Source organism: Lentzea sp. (genome assembly GCF_035525475.1).
Classification (GTDB): domain Bacteria; phylum Actinomycetota; class Actinomycetes; order Mycobacteriales; family Pseudonocardiaceae; genus Lentzea.
In genome coordinates this window covers 1-20973 of the sequence record NZ_DATLEC010000088.1, presented here as the reverse complement: position 1 = coordinate 20973, position 20973 = coordinate 1, and the positions used below count along the sequence as shown (strand labels likewise).

The following is a 20973-nucleotide window of genomic DNA, read 5'->3' as shown; positions in this document are numbered from 1 at the left end:
GCCGCACATGCGGTGAGGGTCAGCGCTGCGGCGACACAGAGCAAGGCAGCACGGGTGTGCTTGCGCATGTGCACTCCTTCTCGATCAACGTGGGGACCCGGCGACCACAGGGCCGCGGAATGGAGCCGTGGTGGCTGCCGGGAGGCCGAACACCTGCTCGCGTGCGACGGCCAGCGCCGAGTGCAGCGCACCGCTGCGCACCGGTTTGCCCGTCACCAACGCCAGCTGGACAGGTGTCCGCGGCACCACCAGTTGCCGCAGTTCCGCGGCAACGAGATCGTTCAACGTCGTTCCGCCCGCCTGGGCGATGTCGCCGGACAGCAGGACGAGCTCCGGGTCGAGCACCGCGACGACGCTGGCCACACCCGTGGCGATGCGCCTGGCGAGGTCGCCCAGGAACTCCCGGCCCGCCGGCCCCGCGGCCAACGCCTTGCGCACGGCACCGTGACCGTTGCGCGCGGCGAGCCCGTGGGCCCTGGCGAGCTTGCAGATCGACGCGCTGCTGAGCAGTTCGCCGTACGTGCCGCCGGAGCGGTCGGTGTCGGTGTCGGCGGCCGCGCGGTCGGGGATCATCAGGCCGTCGATCTCGCCCGCGCCACCGGAGGCGCCGCGCAGCAGCACCCCGTTGACGACGACGGCGGCACCGACGAGGTCCGCGGGCCAGACGACGACGAAGTCGCGCACCTCCGTGGCCCGTCCGGCGACCATCTCCTCCAGCGCGACGAGGTTGACGTCGTTCTCGACGCTCACCGGGGTCGCGAGCAGCTCGCGCAACCGGCCGGGCACGTCGAAACCGTTCCAGCCGGGCAGGTGCGGCGCGTAGGCGAGCTCGCCGTTCGCGGGGTTCACCGCTCCTGGACAGCCCACCACGACGTGCAGCAGCTGGTCGGGGCTCAGTCCCGCCTGACCGCACGCCTTCTCGACCGCGCTGACGAACGCCTCGAGCACGCCGTGCTTCGCGGGCATCGGCGCCTTGTACTCGGTGAGCACGGCTCCGGAGATGTCCGCGATCGCGATGTCGACCGTCTCGGGGGTCAGGTCGACGGCGGCGACGTGCGCGAGCGTTCCGTTGACCGACCACAGCTGGGCCCTCGGCCCGCGCCCGCCACCCCGCAGCCCGTTGCGGACGACGGTGTCGGCGGTCTCCAGCCGGGTGAGCAGCTGTGCGGTCGCCGGTTTGGAGAGGCCGATCAGGCCCTCCAGCTCCGACCTGGTCAGCGACCCGTTGCGCAGCAGAGCCTCGATGGCTGCGCGGTCGTTGATCTCCCGCAGCAGTCGTGGGCTTCCGGCACGCACCAGGCTCTCCTGTCTGTTAACTTTCCAGACGATTTCGTGAGACGGTAGTGACCTGGTTCACCGCGGTCAATCCCCGATACGGGTCCGTTACCTGACTTAGGCTCACCTAAGGCACCCTGGAACCATGACGGACGTGCGCCAGGAGTCGCTCGTATCACTGCTGGGAGGCCGGGGCGGCGCCCTCGACGCCTCCCTGCCGCCGCTGGCGTTCGTCGCGGGCTGGCTGCTCTTCGGCCATTCGATCGGCGCCGGTGCCGTCGCCGCGGTCCTGTGTGGCGTGGTCATCGGGGCCGTGCGATTCGTACGCGGCGAGAAACCCCGCGCCGTCGTGTTCTCAGTCCTGGCCGTGGTGGCGGCGTCGCTGGTGGCGCTGTACACCGGCCGTGTCGAGGACTTCTTCCTCATCCAACTGCTGTCCAACGTGGCCTCGGCGCTCGCCTGGGCCGGGTCCATCGCGGTGCGGTGGCCGTTGCTCGGCGTGGTCGTGGGGACTTTGCTGGGGCAGAAGACCCGGTGGCGGCGGGATCCCGCTTTGCTGCGGGCTTACTCCATCGCGTCTTGGCCCTGGGTTGGGCAGTACGTGCTGAGGATCGCCGTGTTCACTCCACTGTGGCTGGACGCTCAGGTGTACTGGCTGGCGACTTTGCGGCTCGCGTTGTCGTGGCCGTTGCAGATCGTCTGCGTCCTGGTGTCGGGGTGGATGTTGCGGCGGGCTCTGCCGGACGGGCATCCCGGGTTCCGGCACCCGCGGGTGCCGGAGTCCGCTTGAGTCCTCGGCGGGTTTTGGCTGGTGCCGACTAGAGTCACGCGAGGAAACTCGTGAAGCTCGGCGACCGGGGTGGTCATGTACGTCTCGCAGGTGAAGCTGAGGAACATCAAAGGGTTCCACGGCGCCCGTGAGGTGGATCTGACGCTCACTCGTCCGGATGGTTCACATGCCGGCTGGACTGTGGTTGCTGGACGGAACGGTTCGGGAAAGTCCACTCTGCTGCAGGCGATAGCTCTCACGCTCGGGGGCTCTCATGCGGCACTCGTCGTCATGCCTGACTTCGAGAACTGGATGACGCGCGGAACCGAGCTGGCTTCAGCGAACGTGCGGGTTTATGTCGAGGCAGATCATCGTGAGAAATTTTTCGACCTGCGCCTCGGCTGGGATTCTCGGGTTCTGCACGTTTTCGGGTTGAACGGCTTGGGAGAAATCCCTCCTGGTAAGTGGTTCTTTGCCGCATATGGACCATTTCGAAGGTTGGCCGGTGCGGCGCGAAAGACGCCCAGCCGTGTAGCGAATATCGCAAGCTTGTTCAACGAAGACGCGTCGCTTGCCGAGGGCGTCAGCTGGCTGATCCAGCAGCATCTGCGCGCGCTCGAAGGCGAACCGGGTGCGGAAGAACTGAAACAGGCCGCGCTGCGCTTGTTGAGTGATGGTCTGCTTCCTGGCGATCACAAGGTCGACGACGTCACGTCGGACGGCCTGTGGGTCACCTGTGGAGGCAACAGGTTCCCGCTTCGAGAGACAAGTGACGGGTACAGAACGGTGACCGCGCTTGTCGTGGACCTCCTCAAGCAGATCCACGATGCCTACGGAGAACTCCAGGTGCAGGGCAATACGATCACCGCGCCTGGAGTGGTGATCATCGACGAGGTCGATGCCCATCTCCACGTCTCCTGGCAGCAGCGCATCGGCGGCTGGCTGAAGGCGCACTTCCCGAACATCCAGTTCATCGTGACCACGCACAGCCCCTACATCTGCCAGGCAGCGGATCCAGGAGGTCTGATCCGGCTGCCGGGGCCGGAGGAACAACTGCCTCCGCACGTGGTCGACCAGGATCTCTACGAGCGGGTCGTCTACGGCAGCGGCGACGACGCCGTACTCACGGAGTTGTTCGGACTCGACTCGCCCTACTCGGAACGCGCGGACCAGCTGCGCGGGCAACTCGTCGAACTGGAAGTCAAGGTCATCTCCGGCAACGCCGATGAGCAGGAGGTGCGGCGGTACAGGGACCTCAGGGAGAAGCTCACCAGTTCGCTGACAGCTCGTGCGGACGAGGTGGCGGCTCGGCTGCGCGACGAATGATCAGGATCCATCGAACCGATCTTCCAGCGCGCACAGCGGCGCAGATGGCCGAACTGACCGAGAAGATCAGTTCCGAGTCGCCGGCCGATCGACCCGAGAAGGCTCGTTCCTCCTGGAGGAACTCGACGATCCGGAAGCCTGTCAGGGCAGCGCTCGGCGAGATGGCGGCAGGGTTCGAGACGTGCATGTACTGCGGTGAAAGTCGCGGCACCGACGTCGATCACTTCGAGCCGATCGTCCGCAACCCGCTGCGCACCTTCGACTGGCTCAACCACCTCCTCGCCTGCTCGGCCTGCAACAGCCACCAGAAGCGCGATCAGTTCCCGCTCGACCAGGACGGCACTCCGCTGCTGATCGATCCGACAGCCGAAGATCCGTTCAACCACCTGCTGCTCACGTTGTCCCTGGGCATCTACAGCCCGCTGACGCTGAAGGGCGAGGTGACCATCGAGGTGTGCGGGCTCAACAGACGCGGGTTGCCGCAGGGACGCATGCATGCGCGAAACGTGGTCGAGCTTGCGCTGCATGCATGGGACCGGGCACGTGGCCGTGATCGCTCAGATGAGATGCGGAAGCACGTTCGAACTGTGCAAGGTCAGCCATTCGCGGACGTGTGCCAGTCCATGTTGCGACAGGCACTCAGCCCGGGTGCCGACATCGTGTTCAGCGATTCTCCCGACCTGCTTGAGCTTTTGCGCTCTCCTGATCTCCGCCAGGCCCTGCTGAGGTAGCCGGCCTCAGACCGGGCGAGGAGCCGTCGGCCCGAGCACGTCCACGGCCGCCAGCCACGCCGCCCCCGCCGCACCCTCGGTAGCCATGATCACCTGAGCGCCGCAACGAGCGAGGAGCTCCTGCTTCAGGTGCGTCCCCACCGGCGTCTTGATCAGGCTGCCGACGAGCACGATCGGGGAGACGTCGGACGGCGTGCGCACGGCCGAGGCGATGTCGGCGAGCAGGCGGGCGGCGGACGCCACGATCGCCAGCGCCTCGGGGTCGCCGTGGTGGTAGGCGGAGCTGACCAGAGGTGCGAACTGGGCCAGTGCGATGGGTGGCCGCGCGTTCACGGTGGTGATCAGCTGGCCTCGATTCCGCGCGCCGGCGGCGGTGAGGACTGCCGTTGCCAGGCCTTCCAGGGGTGCGTCGAGGTCCAGCAGCTTCAAGGTCGCCCGGACGGCTTCGCGGCCCAGCCAGAACGCCGAGCCCTCGTCGCCGATCAGCCAGCCGTAGCCGCCGGACTGGGCGACCATGCGGTGGTTCTCGATCCTGCCCGCGATGGAACCGGTGCCCGCCACCAGCACCGTGCCGCCGGGGGAGGAGGTGCCGGTGGCGAACGCCGCCTCGCAGTCGGTCACCACGCGCATCGGGCAGTGCAGGCCCGCTCGTTCCCAGGCCGCCTGGAACTCCTCCAGCACGGCCGGGTCGGTCATGCGGGAGGCGCCGGCCATGCCCAGGACTCCGCTGCGCACCCTGCGGGAGTCCAGGCCGTCCAGGGCTTCTGTCAGGGCCTCGGTGATGTGGGCCGCGGCCACGGCCGGCGGGTGCGAGTTCGGGTTCGCGCCGCCCGCCAGGCCCTGGCCCAGGCGGGCGCCGTCGAGATCGAGCACCAACGCCCTGGTCGACGTGCCGCCCGCGTCCAGTCCCACCACCAGGTCCATGAAAGCCGAGTATGCCGACAGACGGGTCCGCGCAGGCACACCCAACCGGGTGTCACGAGGTCAGGGCGCGGTTACCGCTCGCGTTGTGGTGGAAGAACACCAGCGATCCGGGAGCGATCGGATCACCCGGACGGGCCACTGTGGACAGTGACGGGACGACCAGGCCGTAGTCGAACGTCGCGGGAGGCGTCACGTCGACGACCTCGTCCTGGTCGGCGGGTGCGGGGTAGCGGCTGGCAATTCCGACGGTGTAGGTCACCGGGCCGGACGGCAGCGCGGAGCGCGACACCGGCAGGACCACGACGTCGCTGTCGAACAGGTTCGTGTCCGAAGTCCCGTCCAGGCCGTTCAGCGGCTGTTCGTCCACCACCTCGTCGGTGCCGGCCACGACGGTCTTCGCCAGCCAGACGTCCGCGGTCACGCTGCCGCCGGCGCTGGTCCGCTTCACCGCGGTCGTCAGGAAGTCCTTGCCGCCCACCGAGAACCGCACCTGCGGCTGGGTGGTGCTGCCGATGTTCGCCCAGGTGTCCCACGTCGCGACGCCGAACGCCAGCAGGTCGGGCGTCGCCGTCGCGCCCACGTAGCGCAGGTCGCTGCTGCGGGCCGTGCGGTTCGCGGCGCAGTCGTCCTGCCGGTCGGGGCCGCAGCCGGGCAGTCGGTCGGAGCGCGCGCCGAGCCGCAGGACGGTCATGCGCGACTGGTAGTCCTCCTGATCGAGGACCTGCCCGGTGACGCGACCGGAGACCACGGACAGGCGCGACACCGGCTTCGGCGCCGCGTAGACGGGCACCTGGAGCGTCCGGTCGCCCGAGAACGTCAGCAGTCCGGACGCCTCCGCGAGGAACTGCCGTCCGTCGGCCAGCGAGATGGTCGGGTCGGCGGTCTTGCGCAACGCGGCAGGCCGGGGGATCCGCAGCCGCACGGTCACCGACGTCGACCCGCCGGCCGGCACCACCACCTCCGGCTTCGTGACCTGGAACGACACGCCGGGCACCAACGTGATCGGCTCGTAGCGGGCGTGCAGGTAGACCGTGTCCGTGCCCTTGTTGACCAGCTGGATCGTCCGGTCGGTCACCACCGGGCCGCCGGCCTCGACCGTGCCGAACGACGCGTCACCCAGCGCCAGCACGTCGGACGACAGCGCCGCGAGCCCGTCCACCCGTCCGGCACCGACGCGCATCGGGGCTTCGCGCACGCCGTCGGAGGAACGCACGATCCCGGACGCGGTGTTCATCAACGCGGCCTTGACCTCCTCGACCGTCCACTCCGGATGGACCTCGCGCAGCAGCGCGGCGATGCCCGCGACGTGCGGTGAAGCCATCGAGGTGCCGCCCATCGAGACGCCGTCGGAGGCCGTCCCGGACGCGGCGGAGAAGATCGTGTCACCCGGCGCCGCCACGGCGATCGACGAACGGGAACGCGACGACGACGGCGTGATCGTGTCCGCGATCGACGGCACCGTCGAGGGCACCGCCCGCTTCAACGCCGAGGTCAGGTGCACCGTCAGCGTCCCGGCCTCCATGGCGGGGCGCAACGCCTTCGACGCGGCCGCGGTCAGCTGGAACGCGGGGATGTGGGCGTTTCCGGCGATTCCGGCGGCGAACACCGGCAACGTGGTCGGCAGCAGCACGCCGGCCGCCCCCGCCTTCCACGCGTTGTCGGTGCGGGCGCCGGAACCGCAGGCGCGGGTGGCGTCGCTGTCGTCCCACTCCAGCCAGACGATCTTGCCGTTCACCGCCTCGCCGATCGGCTGGCATCCGTCCACATCGGACGAGAGCCGCACGACGGGCAGGGTGAGGTCCAGCGGCTCCTTGTAGCTCTGGCTGTACTGGCCCGCATACCTCTGACCGCCCGACTCCAGGCCGTCCAGCATCGTGAACGCGTCACGGCTGTTCGCCACGGAGATCGCCTCGGGCGTGCTGGCCGGCGAGCCCGACACGTCGTAGAAGTCGCCACCGTTGCCCGCCGCCGCGACCACGACCACGCCGTGCTCCACGAGCTTGCGCACGAACAACGAGTCCGGGTCGTCCGCCGCGCCGAAGTCGCTGCCCAGCGACAGGTTCACCACGTCGAGCTTGTCGGAGAAGTCGCCGTCGCCGTTGGGGTCGAGCGCCCAGTCCAGCGCCTGCGCGGTCAGGTTGGTCCCGCCCTTGCACCCGAACACCTTCAACGCGTAGAGCAACGCGTGCGGCGCGGTTCCCGGCCCGATCTTCATCGCGTCGAGGTCGACGGACGAGTACGGGCCGCGGTAGGTCGTGCCGTCCGCGTTCACCCCGAACCCGGCCGCGGTGCCGGCGACGTGCGTGCCGTGGCCCTGGCAGTCCAGCGGGTCGGCGTCCGGTGCGGGCACCGTCCCCGGCCTGCCGGTGTAGGAGTCACCCGCGAAGTCGTGGCCGCCGACGACCTTGGCGTTCGGGAACGAGCCGCCGCCGAAGTCCGCGTGCCGGTAGTCGATGCCGGTGTCGACGACGCCGATCCGCACGCCGTCGCCGAGGCGCCCGAGCGACTTCCACACGTCGGACGTGCGGGTCAGCCGGTCGGCCGAAGCGTTGGTGAGCTCCTTGGTCGTCATCCGGTGCACCGCCCGCACCTCGGGCATCCGCGACAGCGACGACAGGCTCGTCCTGGGCGCCGACAGCACGACGCCCGGCACGGCGTTGGTCGTGCGGGCGACCTCCCGTCCGCCGGACCGGGACACGACCCGTGAGGCCTGCTCCGAGGTCCTGTCCCGTGCCGAGCGGGCCTCGGTGGCGGAACGCGCCTCGACCGCCGCGCCCGAGGTCAGCTCCACGAAGACGGTCACGGGCTCGACCGGGGCCGATGGTGTCAGCAGCGCGCCCGTCAGCACGGACGCGGCCAGCAACTTCATGATCAATCCTTTTTAGTCATCGGACGACTTCACGCGAAGACCTAGACGAACATGCCCTCTCAGGGCTATACATCCGATGTCTTTTGTGAGTGAGCAGAGGAGGAACGGCCGTGCAGTTCTTGCGCCTGGGCCCGGTCGGCGAGGAGCGTCCTGCGGTGAGGACCGGCGACGGGACCACGTACGACCTCCTGCCGATCACCCCCGACATCGACGGGGCCTTCCTCGCGAACGACGGCATCGCCCGCGTGCGCGCGGCGATCGAAGGTGGCGAGCTGGGAGCCCTGAGCACCGAGGACGTGCGGGTCGGGGCGCCGCTCGCGCATCCCGGCAAGATCATCTGCATCGGCCTCAACTACCGCGACCACGCGGAGGAGACCGGCGCGGAGATCCCCGGTGAGCCGGTGGTGTTCCTCAAGACGCCCGACACGGTCGTCGGGCCGTACGACGAGGTGCTCGTGCCGCGCCGGTCCGTGAAGACCGACTGGGAGGTCGAGCTCGGCGTCGTCATCGGGCGCACGGCTCGCTACCTGGAGTCCGACGAGGAGGCTCTGGCGTGCGTCGGCGCGTACGTGCTCTCGCACGACGTCTCCGAGCGCGAGTTCCAGATCGAGCGCGGCGGCACGTGGGACAAGGGCAAGAACTGCGAGACGTTCAACCCTCTCGGTCCCTTCCTCGTGCCCGCCGACGAGATCTCCGACCCGCAGAACCTCGAGATGCGGCTCTGGGTGAACGGCGAGATCAAGCAGAACTCGTCCACCAGGAACATGATCTTCCCGATCGGCGGGATCGTGCGCTACCTCAGCCAGTTCCTTGTCCTTCGTCCGGGTGACGTCATCAACACGGGTACACCCGCTGGGGTGGCGCTCGGCCAGCCGGAGCCCAAGCCGTACCTGCGCGCCGGGGACGTCGTCGAGCTCGAGATCGAGGGTCTCGGCCGGCAGAAGCAAACCCTCGGGCAGGCGTGATGCCGAAGATCATCGAACTGGACGTGCTGGACATCAGGTTCCCCACGTCCCGCGAGCTCGACGGCTCCGACGCGATGAACCCCGACCCTGACTACAGCGCCGCCTACGTGGTGCTGCGGACCGACGAGGGACCGGAGGGCCACGGCCTCGCGTTCACGATCGGCCGCGGCAACGACGTGCAGGCCGCAGCCATCAAGGCGATGGCGCCGCACGTCGTCGGCAAAGACGTGCCGGAGGACGCGAAAGCGCTGGCGGAGCTGTACTTCGAGCTGATCGGCGACTCGCAGATCCGCTGGCTCGGGCCCGAGAAGGGTGTCGCGCACATGGCGATCGGCGCCGTCGTCAACGCGGCCTGGGACCTGGCCGCGCGACGGGCGGGGCTGCCTGTCTGGCGGTTCCTGGCCCGGATGTCGCCCGAGGAGATCGTCAGCCTCGTCGACTTCCGGTACCTCTCCGACGCCCTGACGCCCGACGAGGCGCTGCGGATCCTCCGCGAGGCCGAGCACGGCAAGGCCGACCGCGTGGACACCATCGCCCGCGACGGGTACCCGGCCTACACGACGTCACCGGGTTGGCTCGGCTACTCCGACGAGAAGCTCGCGACCCTCGCCAGGCAGGCGCTGGCCGACGGCTTCGACATGATCAAGCTCAAGGTCGGCGGCAGCCTCGACGACGACGTGCGCAGGATGAAGCTCGCCCGCGAGGTCGTCGGCGACGAGGTGCGCGTCGCGGTCGACGCCAACCAGCGCTGGGACGTCGGCGCGGCGGTGCGGTGGATGCGCGAGCTGGCGCCGTTCGACCCGTACTGGATCGAGGAGCCGACCTCACCGGACGACGTGCTGGCGCACCGCGCGATCGCCGACGCGCTGGCCCCGATCCGGATCGCCACCGGCGAGCACGTGCAGAACCGCGTGATGTTCAAGCAGCTCCTGCAGGCCGGCGCGATCGACGTGCTGCAGCTCGACGCGTGCCGGGTCGCGGGGGTCAACGAGAACATCGCGATCCTCCTGCTGGCCAGGAAGTTCGACGTCCCCGTGTGCCCGCACGCCGGCGGTGTCGGCCTGTGCGAGCTGGTCAGGCACCTGTCGTTCTTCGACTACGTGGCGGTCTCCTGCGAGGTCGGCGAGCGCGTGATCGAGTGGGTCGACCACCTGCACGAGCACTTCCTCGACCCGGCCGTCGTCGAGCGGGGCCGCTACCTGGCGCCGGCTCAGCCGGGGTTCTCCGCCCAGCTCAAGGACGAGACCCTGGCCGACTACGTCTACCCCGATGGTCCTGTGTGGACGGAGCTGGAGGGTGAGCATGGCTGACTTCGACGGGCTCGTCGCCGTCGTCACGGGCGGTGCGTCCGGCATCGGCCTGGCCACCGCGACCCTGCTGAGCAGCAGGGGAGCGACGGCCGTGGCGCTCGACCTCAACCCGGACGTGCCGGACCCGCTCGTCGGGATCCGCGCGGACGTCTCGGACGACGAGAGCGTCAAGGCCGCGATCGCCGAGGTCGTCGAGCGGTTCGGACGCCTCGACGTCGTGGTGAACAACGCGGGCATCGGCGCCCAGGGCGACGTCACGGCCAACGACGACGCCCAGTGGGCGAAGGTGCTCGACGTCAACGTGCTGGGCATGGTCCGCGTCTCGCGCGCCGCGCTGCCGCACCTGCGCAACTCGCCGTCCGCGGCGATCGTCAACACCTGCTCGATCGCTGCCTGGGCCGGGCTCCCGCAGCGCGCTCTCTACTCGGCCAGCAAGGGCGCCGTGTACTCGCTGACGCTCGCGATGGCCGCCGACCACCTGCGCGAAGACATTCGCGTCAACGCGGTCGCTCCCGGCACGGCGGACACCCCGTGGGTGGGCCGCCTGCTCGACTCGGCGCCGGACCCGGAGGCCGAACGAGCCGCGCTGGAGGCACGCCAGCCGCACGGCCGGCTCGTCTCCGCCGACGAGGTCGCGGGAGCCATCGCCTACCTGGCGAGCCCGCTGTCGGGTTCCACCGCCGGCACGGTCCTCGCGGTCGACGGTGGCATGCACGGCCTGCGCTTGCGTCCCCAGCAGTGACGAAAGGCAACTCACGATGAAGCGTCGCAACCTCACCGCCGCGGTGTGCCTCGCCCTCACCGGTGCTCTCGCGCTGACCGCCTGTGGCGGCGGCGCGACCGGCACCGGAGCCGGGGGCGTCGGCCCGATCGGCGCCGACCACCCGCGCGCCGACACCGACTTCTGGAACTCCTACATCAAGTACTTCCCCGACAAGGCGAAGGACCTCGGCGTCAACCTGCTCAACCCCACCAACTCGCAGAACAAGGTGGAGAACCTGGTCGCCAACGCCCAGTCGCTGCAGTCGCAGGGCGCCAAGGCGATCATCATGGCACCGCAGGACACCGGTGCGATCGCGTCGACCCTGGACCGCCTGGACAAGGCGAAGATCCCGGTGATCACCGTCGACACCCGTCCAGACAAGGGCAGGACCTACATGGTCGTGCGCGCGGACAACAAGGCCTACGGCGAGAAGGCCTGCAAGTTCCTCGGCGACAAGCTGGGCGGCAAGGGCAAGGTCGTCGAGTTCCAGGGCGCACTGGCGTCGATCAACGGCCGTGACCGGTCCGAGGCGTTCGCCGCCTGCATGAAGCGCGACTACCCCGGCATCACGGTGTTCGAGGAGCCGACCGACTGGGAGGGCCCGAAGGCGTCCGCGGCCCTGCAGACGCGGCTCAACCAGCACCCGGACATCAACGGCATCTACATGCAGGCCGGTGGCGCGTTCCTCACGCCGACGCTGCAAGTGTTGCGGCAGAAGAACCTGATCGTCCCGCCGACCGACCCGAAGCACATCTTCATCGTGTCGAACGACGGCATCCCGCAGGAGCTGGAGGCCATCCGCAAGGGCGAGATCGACGCGACCGTCTCGCAGCCGGCCGACCTGTACGCGCAGTGGGCGCTCTTCTACGCGAAGGCCGCGGTGGAGGGCAAGACGTTCTCGCCCGGCAAGACCGACCACGACTCCGTCATCGTGGACACCGGCGGCGGCCGGCTGGAGGACCAGCTCGCGGCACCGCTGATCACCAAGGAGAACGTCGACGACAAGGCCTTCTGGGGCAACCAGATCGCCAAATGACCGAGTACGCGGCCATCGCGCGGGGCGTGACGAAGCGGTTCGGGCAGACGCTCGCGCTGGACGACGTGGGCATCGAGATCCGGGCCGGTGAGTCGCACGCGCTCGTCGGGCGCAACGGCGCGGGCAAGTCGACGCTGGTCTCGGTCCTCACCGGCATGCAGACGCCGGACACGGGCGAGGTCACCTTCTTCGGCGAACCCGCGCCACCCGTCGCCGACAGCGCGGCGTGGCGGCGTCACGTCGCGTGCGTCTACCAGAAGTCGACGGTCGTGCCGGAGTTGTCGGTCGCCGAGAACCTGTTCATCAACCGGCAGGACCTCGGAGGCGTGCTGATCAGCTGGAAGAAGCTGCGTGCCGAGGCCTCCTCGTTGCTGGAGACCTACGACGTGGCGGTGCGGCCGGACGCGTTGGTGTCCACGCTGACCGTCGAACAGCGGCAGCTCGTCGAGATCGCGCGGGCGCTGTCGATCGGCTCGCGGTTCGTGATCCTCGACGAACCGACCGCGCAGCTCGACGGCCCGGCGATCGAGAGGCTGTTCGACCGGATGAGGTCGTTGCAGGACAAGGGGGTGACGTTCCTGTTCATCTCCCACCACCTGCAGGAGGTCTACGAGGTCTGCCAGACGGTGACGGTCTACCGCGACGCGCGGCACATCGTCACCGCGCCGGTCGCGGAGATGTCGAAGCCCGACCTGATCGAGGCGATGACCGGCGAGGTGGGCGGCCTCAACGTGCCCAGCGGGGACGACCGGCCGTCGTCTTCCGAGCAGGTGCTGACCGTGTCGTCGTTGAGCGGTGACCACTTCTCGGACATCTCGCTGTCGGCGGCCCGCGGCGAGGTCATCGGGCTCGCGGGCAGTGCGTCGTCCGGCAAGCACGAGTTCGCCGAAACCGTCTACGGACTGCGAAAGCCTTCGTCCGGCTCGATCTCGGTGGACGGGTCTTCGGTGCGCGGCGGTGACGTGCCTTCGGCTTTGAAGGCCGGAATCGGCTGTGTGCCGCGGGACCGCCACCACCAGGGGCTCGTGCTGGACCTGTCGATCGCGGAGAACGCGACGATGAGCACGGCCGGGTCGTTCGTGTGGCCGTCGGCGCAGCGTGCGGCCGGCAGCACCGCGATCGCCTCCTACGACGTGAAGGCCGCCGGACCGGACCAGCCGGTGTCCGACCTGTCCGGCGGCAACCAGCAGAAGGTCGTGATGGCACGTGCGCTGGCCGGCGACCCGTCGGTGCTGGTGCTGATCAACCCGACCGCGGGCGTCGACGTGAAGTCCAAGGAGTCGCTGCTCGGGGTCGTCGACGCGCAGGCGCGCCGGGGCAAGGCCGCGATCGTCGTCTCGGACGAGCTCGACGACCTGCGGGTCTGCGACCGTGTTCTGGTGCTGTTCCACGGCCAGGTCGTGCGGGAGTTCGCCCGCGGCTGGCGCGACCAGGAACTCATCGCCGCCATCGAAGGGATGAGCTCGGTATGACCAAGGCCATGACTCCGCCGGTGTCGGCTTCGGCTCCACCGGAGAAGCAGAAGTTCCGGCTGGCGCGGTACCAGGACCTCGCGCTCGTCCCGGTGATCATCATCCTGCTGGTCATCGGCGCCGTCCTGTCGCCGATCTTCCTCACCCCCGCGAACCTGATCGCCGTGCTGACCCAGCAGAGCGAGCTGTCGCTGCTGGTGCTGGGCCAGGCGATGATCCTGATCGTCGGCAAGATGGACCTGTCGCTCGAGTCGACGGTCGGTCTCGCGCCCGCGCTGGCGGTCGCGTTGATCATCCCGTCGTCGGCCGGCGGGCTCGACATCGGTCTTGCCGCGTGGCTCGCGCTGCCGTTGTGCCTGCTCATCGGCGTGGTGATCGGCGGGCTGAACGGGTTCCTGATCCTGAAGGTCGGGCTGTCCGGGTTCATGGTGACGCTGGGCATGCTGACGATGCTGCGCGGTCTCCAGCTCGCGATCACCGAGGGCAAGTCGCTGATCGACGTGCCGGAGTCGTTCCTGTACCTGGGTTCCACGACCTGGCTCGGGCTGCCGGCGGCGGTGTGGATCTGCATCGTCTGCTACGCCGTCGGCATCTTCGTGCTGAAGTACCTGCGCGCCGGACGTTCGTTGTACGCGATCGGCGGCAACTCCGAGGCCGCGCGCGCCGCGGGCATCCGGGTCGACCGCGTGGTGTGGACCGTGCTGATCATCGGCTCGGTGCTGGCCGTGATCGCGGGCATCCTGATGACCGGGCGGCTGGGGTCGGTGGCCGCCACCCAGGGCGAGGGCATGATCTTCCAGGTCTTCGCTGCCGCGGTGATCGGCGGGATCTCGTTGCAGGGCGGCAAGGGCACGTTGTTCGGTGCTCTGTCCGGCGTGCTGATGCTGGGGCTGGTCGAGCAGATCCTGCGGTTGCAGGGCGTCTCCGGCTTCTACATCAAGGCCTCGTACGGCGCGGTGATCATCCTCGCGCTGATCGTGACGCGGTTCGCGACCGGCCAGAAGCAGGAGTGAGACCGGTGGAGACCGTTGCTCTGCACACCCGGCTCCGCGAGGGTCGTGAAGCCGACTACGACCGCATCCACGCGACGATCCCGGTGGAGCTGGACGGGGCGTTGCGCGAGGCCGGGGTGCACTCGTGGCGGATCTGGCGTTCCGGGCGCGAGCTGTTCCACCTCGTCGAGGTGGACGACTACCGCGCGATGAGGGAGTTCCTGGCCTCGCACCCGGCGAACGTGCCGTGGCAGGCTCGGATGGCAGAGCTGCTGGAGGTCGAGGACGACTACTCCGGCGCCGAACCCGATGTGCGACTCGTGTGGGAGCTGCCGTGAAGGTGCCTGTTTCTCGTCTGGGCTTCGGTGGTGCGCCGATCGGCAACCTCTACCGGGAGATCTCGGACGCCGAGGCGTTCGGGGCGGTCGAAGCCGCGTGGCAGACCGGCGTCCGCTACTTCGACACCGCGCCGCACTACGGGCTCGGGTTGTCGGAGCGGCGTCTTGGTGTGGCGTTGGCCGGTCGGCCGCGCAACGAGTACGTGCTCTCCACGAAGGTCGGGCGGCTGCTGGAGCCGTTCGACGGCGTCGGTCCCGACGACGAGGGCTTCGCGGTCCCACGTCAGTTCCGGCGGGTCCGCGACTACTCGGCCGACGGCGTCAAACGGTCCCTTGAGTCCTCTTTGGAGCGTCTCGGGACGGACCGGGTGGAGATCGTCTACATCCACGATCCCGACGAGTACTGGAATTCCGCTTTCGCTGAGGCCTATCCGGCGTTGGAGGAGCTGCGGTCGCAGGGTGTCGTGGGCGCGATCGGCGTCGGCATGAACCAGTGGGAGATGCCGGAGCGGTTCGTCCGCGAGACCGACATCGACGTGGTGATGCTGGCCGGGCGGTACACGTTGCTGGAGCAGCCCGCCCTGCCGTCGTTCCTGCCCGCGTGCGTCGAGCGCGGTGTGTCGGTCGTGGCCTGCGGTGTCTTCAACTCCGGCCTGCTGTCGAAGCCCGTGGTCCCGTCCGACGCGAAGTACGACTACTCGGACGCGCCTCCTGAGCTGGTCGAGCGGGCTCGGGCGATCGCCTCCGCCTGCGAGCGGCACGGGGTGACGCTGCCGGAGGTGGCGATCCAGTTCGCTCTCGGGCACCCGGCCGTCGTGTCCGTGGTGATCGGGTCGCGGACGGCGGAGCAGATGACGTCGAACGCGGCCTGCTTCTCGGCTTCGATCCCCGCCGGTCTGTGGGAGGAGCTGAAGTCGTCGGGGCTGCTGGGCTCGGAGGTTCCGACGCCGTGATCGTCGACGCTCACCACCACCTGTGGGACCTGTCCGTGCGCGACCAGGACTGGATCACCGACCCACCGATGGGCGCGATCCGGCGGTCGTTCCTGGAACCGGACTTCGTTTCCGCCGCCCCTGAGGTGTCGGCTTCCGTGCTGGTGCAGACGATCTGCGTGCCCGAGGAGACACCCGAGTTCCTGGCCGTCGCCGCGTCTTCCGACGTCGTGGCGGCCGTGGTGGGCTGGACGGACCTGACGTCCGCCGGTGTCGGGGATGCCCTGTCGGAGTTGGTGGACAGCCCCAACGGCTCGTGGTTGCGCGGGATCCGGCACCAGGTGCAGAGCGAGCCGGACCCGGAGTGGTTGTGCCGCGAGGACGTCTGGAACGGGCTGGCCGAGGTCGGTGCGCACGGGCTGGTCTACGACCTGTTGACGGTGCCGCACCAGCTGCCGGCCGCGCGCCGGACCGTGGCGGCGCTGGGCAACGTGGAGTTCGTCGTCGACCACTGCTCGAAGCCCGCGATCGGGTCGGACGTGGGCGAGTGGGCCGAGCTGATCCGGTCGCTGGCGGCGCACGAGAACGTGACGTGCAAGCTGTCCGGCCTGGTCACGGAGGCCGACTGGAAGTCGTGGGACGTGGCGACGCTGCGCCCGTACTTCGAGGTCGTGCTCGACGCGTTCGGTGCGGATCGGTTGATGTTCGGCTCGGACTGGCCCGTGTGCCTGCTGGCCGCTTCCTACTCCGAATGGCTCGGTGCGGCTCGGGAACTGGTGTCGGAGCTGTCGTCCAGCGAGCAGGCCGCGATCTTCTCGGGCACCGCTCGCCGGGTCTACGACATCTAGGCGAACAACGCCTTCAGCTCGTTGATCAGTTCCGGGGTCGCTCCGACGAGAGGCTCGCGGACCGGCCCGGACGGCAGGCCGAGCAGGTTGAGCGCGGCCTTGACCGCCACGGCGCCGGGCTCGCGGGTCATGACCGCGGTGATCACCGGCAGCAACGCCTGGTGGCGGCGCAGCGCTTCCTTGTTGTCGCCCTCGTCGTAGGCGTCGAGCATCGCCTTGATCTCGTTGCCGACGACGTGCCCGACGGTGCTGACCGTGCCGACGCCACCGATCGAGTACAGCGGCAGGATCAGCTCGTCGTTGCCGGAGTAGTAGTCGAGCCCGGTCTCGGCGATCACGCGTGCGGTGGCGAGCAGGTCGACCTTGCAGTCCTTCACGCCGACGATCCGCGGGTGCTCGGCGAGCCGGAACAGCGTCTCGGTGTCGATCGCCGTGCCCGTGCGGCCGGGGATGTCGTAGAGCAGCGCGGGCAGACCGGACGCGTTCGCCACCTGCTTGAAGTGGTTCTCGACGCCTTCCTGCGTGGGCTTGCTGTAGTACGGCGTGACGACGAGCAGCCCGTCCGCGCCGTTCTCCTCGGCCTGGCGGGAGAGCTCGATGGTGTGGCGCGTGGAGTTGGTGCCGACGCCCGCGAGGATCTGCGTCCTGTCGCCGACGGCCTCCTTCACGGCCCTGATGACCTGCGCCTTCTCGGCGTCGGTCGTGGTCGGCGCCTCGCCGGTCGTGCCGTTGACGACCAGCCCGTCCGCTCCGCCCTTGTCGACGAGGTGCGCCGCCAGCTCCTGCGCACCCTTGATGTCCAGGTCACCGTCGGGGGTGAACGGGGTGACCATCGCTACCAGCACTCGTCCGAACATGACTCCAGCGTGGCTCTAGTCTTCGCGAAGTTCCAGTTAGAGTTTCTGCTCGGAAGGTTAAGCTGAGCTTTGTGTTGGACGTACGACGGCTCCGGTTGCTCCACGCTCTCTCGGTCCACGGCACGGTCACGGCTGTCGCCGAGGCCCTGCACGTGACCTCGCCCGCGGTCTCCCAGCAGCTGGCCGCTCTGGAACGCGAGGCCGGGGTTGCCCTGGTCGAGCGGGACGGGCGGCGACTCTCGTTGACTCGTGCCGGGCACGTTCTGGCCGCGCACACCCAGCTGGTTCTGGATCAGCTCGCCGCTGCCGAGGCGGACTTGGCGTCGTTGCGGACTTCTGTTTCCGGGGTTGTGCGGGTGGGGGCGTTCGTGTCGGTGGCTGCCCTGTTGCCTCGGGTCATCCAGGTGCTGCGGTCGGCTCACGGGTCCGATGTGGACCTGTTCGTGCACGAGATGGAGCCCGAGGCTTCGTTGCCGGCGTTGCGGCGTGGGGACATCGACATCGCGGTCATCCACTCGTACAACATCATGCCCCGGTCGTTGCCCGAGTCGTGCGAGTCGTTCGAGCTGTTCGTGGAGCCGGTGAACGTGGCTCTGCCTTTGAGCGATCCGCTGGTGCAGCAGGATTCCGTTGATTTGTCGGTGCTCGCCGATCGGCCCTGGATCATGCCTCGGACCGATGCCTCTTGCCATGAGCTGACGCAACGGGCTTGTGGGGCGGCCGGGTTCGTGCCTCGGGCGCAGGCTTATTGCGATGATTTCGGGGTCATGTGCGGGCTGGTCGAGGCTGGGCTCGGTGTGGCTTTGGTGCCGTCCGTCGCCCGGCGGCCCGGGGTGGCTTTGCGGCCGTTGAAGCAGCAGGTTTTCCGGACTGTTTCAGCGGTTGTGCGGAAGAGGGCGGACGGACAGCCAGCCGTTCGGGTGGTCTTGGAACAGCTTCGCCAGGTTTGACCGCGTTCACTCATTTGGGCCCGACACATCGAATACGGCAACTACATCAGCAAAGTGATCAAGCGGCCATTGGCGACCGAGGGGAACCGCGGCCGTCCTGTTCTGGTTCAGCCCGACTGGCCGATCAAGGTGCAGGCTCAGGGGCAGCCGGTCTCCGGAGCGCTGTTCATGGCGTCTGTGGCGACTTTTGAGGAGAAGGGCTCCGACGTCAACGTTGCTGCTCATCTGCTCGTCGACGTGTTGGGCGGAGCAGTGGACGCGGTCATGCTCATCAGCAACGACAGTGACCTCAGGCTGCCGGTTGAGCACGCGTGGCGAAGGGTGCCGGTAGGCATGATCAATCCAGGTAGCGGCTACACGGCGGGGGCCTTGTCGATGAGCGCGGGAACCGGCGTGGGTGCAGGTCACCACTGGTGGCGGACGCTGACGGCGGCTGACTTCCAGGGCAACCAACTGCCTGACCCCGCAGGTCGCTACACCCGGCCACCATGCTGGTGAACCACGCATGCCTGCATGGTTCGTGCTAGTATGGATGCATATCCGCCCGGTCCCTCGTGGGCCGGGTTTCTTTTTGCCCTCAGTCGTTCGGGTGGTCTTGGAACAGCTTCGCCAGGTCTAGGCGTAGTGAGAATCTCAGATTCCAGATCACGCCGATAACGTCTCATTCGTGTCCGAACCCACGTTCCGGCAGAAACGGCTCGGCAGAGTGCTGCAGGAGCTGCGGGAGAGGGCTGGCCTCAGCCAGAGGGACATCGCCGAGCGGCTGCACTACAACATCGCCAAGGTGAGCCGCATCGAGAACGGCCAGGTGCCGGACTACAGCGCGTTCGAGACGATGCTGGACGTGTACGGCGTGATCGCCGACGACGTCGAGCCCTACGTCGAGATGTGGCACCTCGCGGTCGAGAAGGCCTGGTGGCACCAGTTTCGGCTGGAGGATCAGGGTTACATCAGCCTCGAGCACGACGCTTCGGTGATCAGGACGTTCGAGTTCAGCTACATCCCGGGCTTGTTGCAGACCAAGAAGTACATGCGTGCGGTGTTCGCCGGCTCGCGGTCACCGCGGTCCAGGCAGTGGGTCGAGAACCAGATCGCTGTGAGGGTGCGCAGGCAGCAGCGTCTCCACGGTGTCAACCCACTCGAGCACCACGCGGTCATCGCCGAGTCGGCGTTTCGGCATGCGGACCGCGAGCAGCTGTTGCACATCAACGAAATGGCGGAGCTTCCCAACGTCACGGTCCAGGTCGTTCTCGACTCGGTCGGCATGCACGACGGGCACAACGGTTCGTTCACCCTGCTGGACTTCCCCTACCCCAGCGATCCCCGCGTGCTGTACATCGAGCACACCGAAGGGGCGATTCACGTCGAAGACCCGGCTCGGGTGAAGTCGGCTACCCTCACCTTCAAGCACCTCTCGAAGCTGGCGTTGACCCCGGAGGAGTCCGCCACGTGGATCGAGAGGCTGGCTGCCGAGAGGTAGGGATCGAAGTGTGGCGCAAGAGCAGCCGCAGCAACAACGGGGGAAACGGCAACTGCGTCGAGGTTGCGTTGACCAGCTCCGCAGCGCTTGTTCGTGACTCCAAGAACCAGGCCGCAACCCTCGTCGTTCCCGGTTGGCAAGCATTTCTGGACGCAGTCAAGCGCGGCGATCTAAGCCAGGTCTGACAGCCACTGCTCCACGCCGGCCACGTGCACCGTGGACCAGCTGCGGGCGAGCTCGGGCTGGTGTGCGGCCAGGGCGTCGACGATGGCGCGGTGTTCGGCGACCGTGCGGTCCACGGCGTTCGACTGGGTGATGCCGCGCCAGATGCGGACACGGACGGTCGGGCCGGCCAGCGTGTCCAGGAGCTGGGCCAGGTAGGCGTTGCCCGAGCACTGGGCGATGGCGCGGTGGAAGTCGAGGTCGTGCTCGACCAGTTCCTCCACGGACTTGGCCGACTCGGCCGCGTCGCAGAGGGCTCGGAGCTTGACGATCTCGTCGGCGTCCACCCTCTGGGCCGCCATGGCGGCGGCCGCGGGTTCGAGGATGCGGCGGACTTGGAGGACTTCCAGGACCGAGTCCTCGCCTCGGTGCAGATCCAGGACGAAGGAAAGGGCGCCCAGCAGGTCGTCGGCGCGCAGGGAAGAGACGTACGTGCCGTCGCCCTGACGGACGTCCAGTACACGGACGAGTGACAGGGCCTTGACGGCCTCGCGCAGGGAGTTGCGGGACAGGCCCAGGCGTTCTGCCAGGTCAGCCTCTCGCGGGAGGCGGTCGCCGGGCTTGAGCTCGCCCGAAACGATCATCTCCTTGACGCGCAGGATCGCGTCGTCGGTGACTGCCACTGGCACCCTCAACTCGTCGTAGACCTCGGATGTCTGGTGTCCAGTATGCGACAGAGGTCGTCACCTTCGTGTCATCCGGTCCTTCTGGTCACGATTCACCGAATGATTTGTGAGATGGTTATCTGGTAACGACAGGTGACGGGGGGCCTTGTTGTCGCCATAATGGTCTGGACCATTCAGGGAGGGATCTTGGACGCCGTTGTCGCAGCACCGCGCGCTTTGCTCGGTCGCACGATCGTCGGTCCTGCCTCGGTGCGGATCAGGGACGGCCGCATCGTCGAGGTGACCACC

At 68.4% G+C, this 20973-nt stretch carries 21 protein-coding genes; 16 read left to right on the top strand and 5 right to left on the bottom strand.

What is annotated here, in order from left to right:
* Window positions 1-84: 84 nt before the first annotated feature.
* Complete coding sequence (locus tag VM306_RS15760; RefSeq protein ID WP_325515732.1) at window positions 85-1296, bottom strand: ROK family protein; 1212 nt, start codon at window positions 1294-1296, stop codon at window positions 85-87.
* A 124-nt stretch (window positions 1297-1420) separates the two neighbouring features.
* Between VM306_RS15760 and VM306_RS15755 the strand changes: the two genes are divergently transcribed.
* From VM306_RS15755 to VM306_RS15745, 3 genes are all read left to right on the top strand, one after another.
* Entirely contained in the window at window positions 1421-2065 is a 645-nt protein-coding gene (locus tag VM306_RS15755; RefSeq protein WP_325515731.1) for a DUF3159 domain-containing protein, read from the top strand.
* Between the two features lie 75 nt (window positions 2066-2140).
* On the top strand, window positions 2141-3370 hold the full coding sequence (locus VM306_RS15750; protein WP_325515730.1) for an AAA family ATPase: 1230 nt from the start codon (window positions 2141-2143) through the stop codon (window positions 3368-3370).
* Window positions 3371-3414: 44 nt separating this feature from the next.
* Complete coding sequence (locus VM306_RS15745) at window positions 3415-4101, top strand: HNH endonuclease (protein ID WP_325515729.1); 687 nt, start codon at window positions 3415-3417, stop codon at window positions 4099-4101.
* A gap of 6 nt (window positions 4102-4107) precedes the next feature.
* On the opposite strand, the gene VM306_RS15740 is transcribed toward VM306_RS15745, so the two are convergent.
* Complete coding sequence (locus tag VM306_RS15740) at window positions 4108-5025, bottom strand: N-acetylglucosamine kinase (RefSeq protein WP_325515728.1); 918 nt, start codon at window positions 5023-5025, stop codon at window positions 4108-4110.
* A gap of 52 nt (window positions 5026-5077) precedes the next feature.
* Complete coding sequence (locus VM306_RS15735) at window positions 5078-7894, bottom strand: S8 family serine peptidase (RefSeq protein ID WP_325515727.1); 2817 nt, start codon at window positions 7892-7894, stop codon at window positions 5078-5080.
* 110 nt (window positions 7895-8004) lie between these two features.
* Between VM306_RS15735 and VM306_RS15730 the strand changes: the two genes are divergently transcribed.
* The 9 genes from VM306_RS15730 to VM306_RS15690 are packed head-to-tail and all read left to right on the top strand — an operon-like array spanning window position 8005 to window position 16550.
* On the top strand, window positions 8005-8859 hold the full coding sequence (locus tag VM306_RS15730) for a fumarylacetoacetate hydrolase family protein (protein ID WP_325515726.1): 855 nt from the start codon (window positions 8005-8007) through the stop codon (window positions 8857-8859).
* Window positions 8859-10169, top strand: coding sequence for an enolase C-terminal domain-like protein (locus VM306_RS15725; RefSeq protein WP_325515725.1), 1311 nt, complete (start codon window positions 8859-8861; stop codon window positions 10167-10169). The genes VM306_RS15730 and VM306_RS15725 overlap by 1 nt, the downstream gene beginning before the upstream one ends.
* Window positions 10162-10911 (top strand): SDR family oxidoreductase, encoded by a 750-nt coding sequence (locus tag VM306_RS15720; RefSeq protein WP_325515724.1) that lies wholly within the window; start codon window positions 10162-10164, stop codon window positions 10909-10911. Before VM306_RS15725 ends, VM306_RS15720 begins: the two co-directional genes overlap by 8 nt.
* A 16-nt stretch (window positions 10912-10927) precedes the next feature.
* Window positions 10928-11968 (top strand): sugar ABC transporter substrate-binding protein, encoded by a 1041-nt coding sequence (locus VM306_RS15715; protein WP_325515723.1) that lies wholly within the window; start codon window positions 10928-10930, stop codon window positions 11966-11968.
* Window positions 11965-13440: a sugar ABC transporter ATP-binding protein gene (locus VM306_RS15710; protein ID WP_325515722.1), complete on the top strand. Its 1476-nt coding sequence runs from the start codon at window positions 11965-11967 to the stop codon at window positions 13438-13440. The genes VM306_RS15715 and VM306_RS15710 overlap by 4 nt, the downstream gene beginning before the upstream one ends.
* Window positions 13437-14453: an ABC transporter permease gene (locus tag VM306_RS15705; protein ID WP_325515721.1), complete on the top strand. Its 1017-nt coding sequence runs from the start codon at window positions 13437-13439 to the stop codon at window positions 14451-14453. Before VM306_RS15710 ends, VM306_RS15705 begins: the two co-directional genes overlap by 4 nt.
* Before the next feature lie 5 nt (window positions 14454-14458).
* On the top strand, window positions 14459-14770 hold the full coding sequence (locus tag VM306_RS15700) for an L-rhamnose mutarotase (RefSeq protein WP_325515720.1): 312 nt from the start codon (window positions 14459-14461) through the stop codon (window positions 14768-14770).
* A complete protein-coding gene (locus VM306_RS15695) occupies window positions 14767-15723 on the top strand; it encodes an aldo/keto reductase (RefSeq protein ID WP_325515719.1) in 957 nt (318 codons plus the stop codon). The genes VM306_RS15700 and VM306_RS15695 overlap by 4 nt, the downstream gene beginning before the upstream one ends.
* Window positions 15720-16550, top strand: coding sequence for an amidohydrolase family protein (locus VM306_RS15690; RefSeq protein ID WP_325515718.1), 831 nt, complete (start codon window positions 15720-15722; stop codon window positions 16548-16550). Before VM306_RS15695 ends, VM306_RS15690 begins: the two co-directional genes overlap by 4 nt.
* Here VM306_RS15690 and dapA read toward each other — a convergent pair.
* The gene (gene dapA, locus VM306_RS15685; protein ID WP_325515717.1) at window positions 16547-17407 is read right to left on the bottom strand and encodes a 4-hydroxy-tetrahydrodipicolinate synthase; all 861 of its coding nucleotides are present in this window, start codon (window positions 17405-17407) and stop codon (window positions 16547-16549) included. The genes VM306_RS15690 and dapA overlap by 4 nt on opposite strands.
* A 71-nt stretch (window positions 17408-17478) precedes the next feature.
* On the opposite strand from dapA, the gene VM306_RS15680 reads away from it, so the two are divergent.
* The 4 genes from VM306_RS15680 to VM306_RS15665 all read left to right on the top strand — a co-directional run bounded on the left by VM306_RS15680 (window position 17479) and on the right by VM306_RS15665 (window position 20022).
* On the top strand, window positions 17479-18357 hold the full coding sequence (locus VM306_RS15680) for a LysR family transcriptional regulator (RefSeq protein WP_325515716.1): 879 nt from the start codon (window positions 17479-17481) through the stop codon (window positions 18355-18357).
* A gap of 54 nt (window positions 18358-18411) precedes the next feature.
* Window positions 18412-18855, top strand: a complete 444-nt coding sequence (locus tag VM306_RS15675; RefSeq protein ID WP_325515715.1) for a hypothetical protein — start codon at window positions 18412-18414, stop codon at window positions 18853-18855.
* Between the two features lie 169 nt (window positions 18856-19024).
* Window positions 19025-19837, top strand: coding sequence for a helix-turn-helix transcriptional regulator (locus VM306_RS15670; protein ID WP_325515714.1), 813 nt, complete (start codon window positions 19025-19027; stop codon window positions 19835-19837).
* On the top strand, window positions 19807-20022 hold the full coding sequence (locus VM306_RS15665; protein ID WP_414672390.1) for a DUF397 domain-containing protein: 216 nt from the start codon (window positions 19807-19809) through the stop codon (window positions 20020-20022). The genes VM306_RS15670 and VM306_RS15665 overlap by 31 nt, the downstream gene beginning before the upstream one ends.
* On the opposite strand, the gene VM306_RS15660 is transcribed toward VM306_RS15665, so the two are convergent.
* Window positions 20008-20682, bottom strand: a complete 675-nt coding sequence (locus VM306_RS15660; RefSeq protein ID WP_112262708.1) for a FadR/GntR family transcriptional regulator — start codon at window positions 20680-20682, stop codon at window positions 20008-20010. The two genes, VM306_RS15665 and VM306_RS15660, sit on opposite strands and share 15 nt — an antisense overlap.
* Window positions 20683-20973 lie beyond the last annotated feature (291 nt).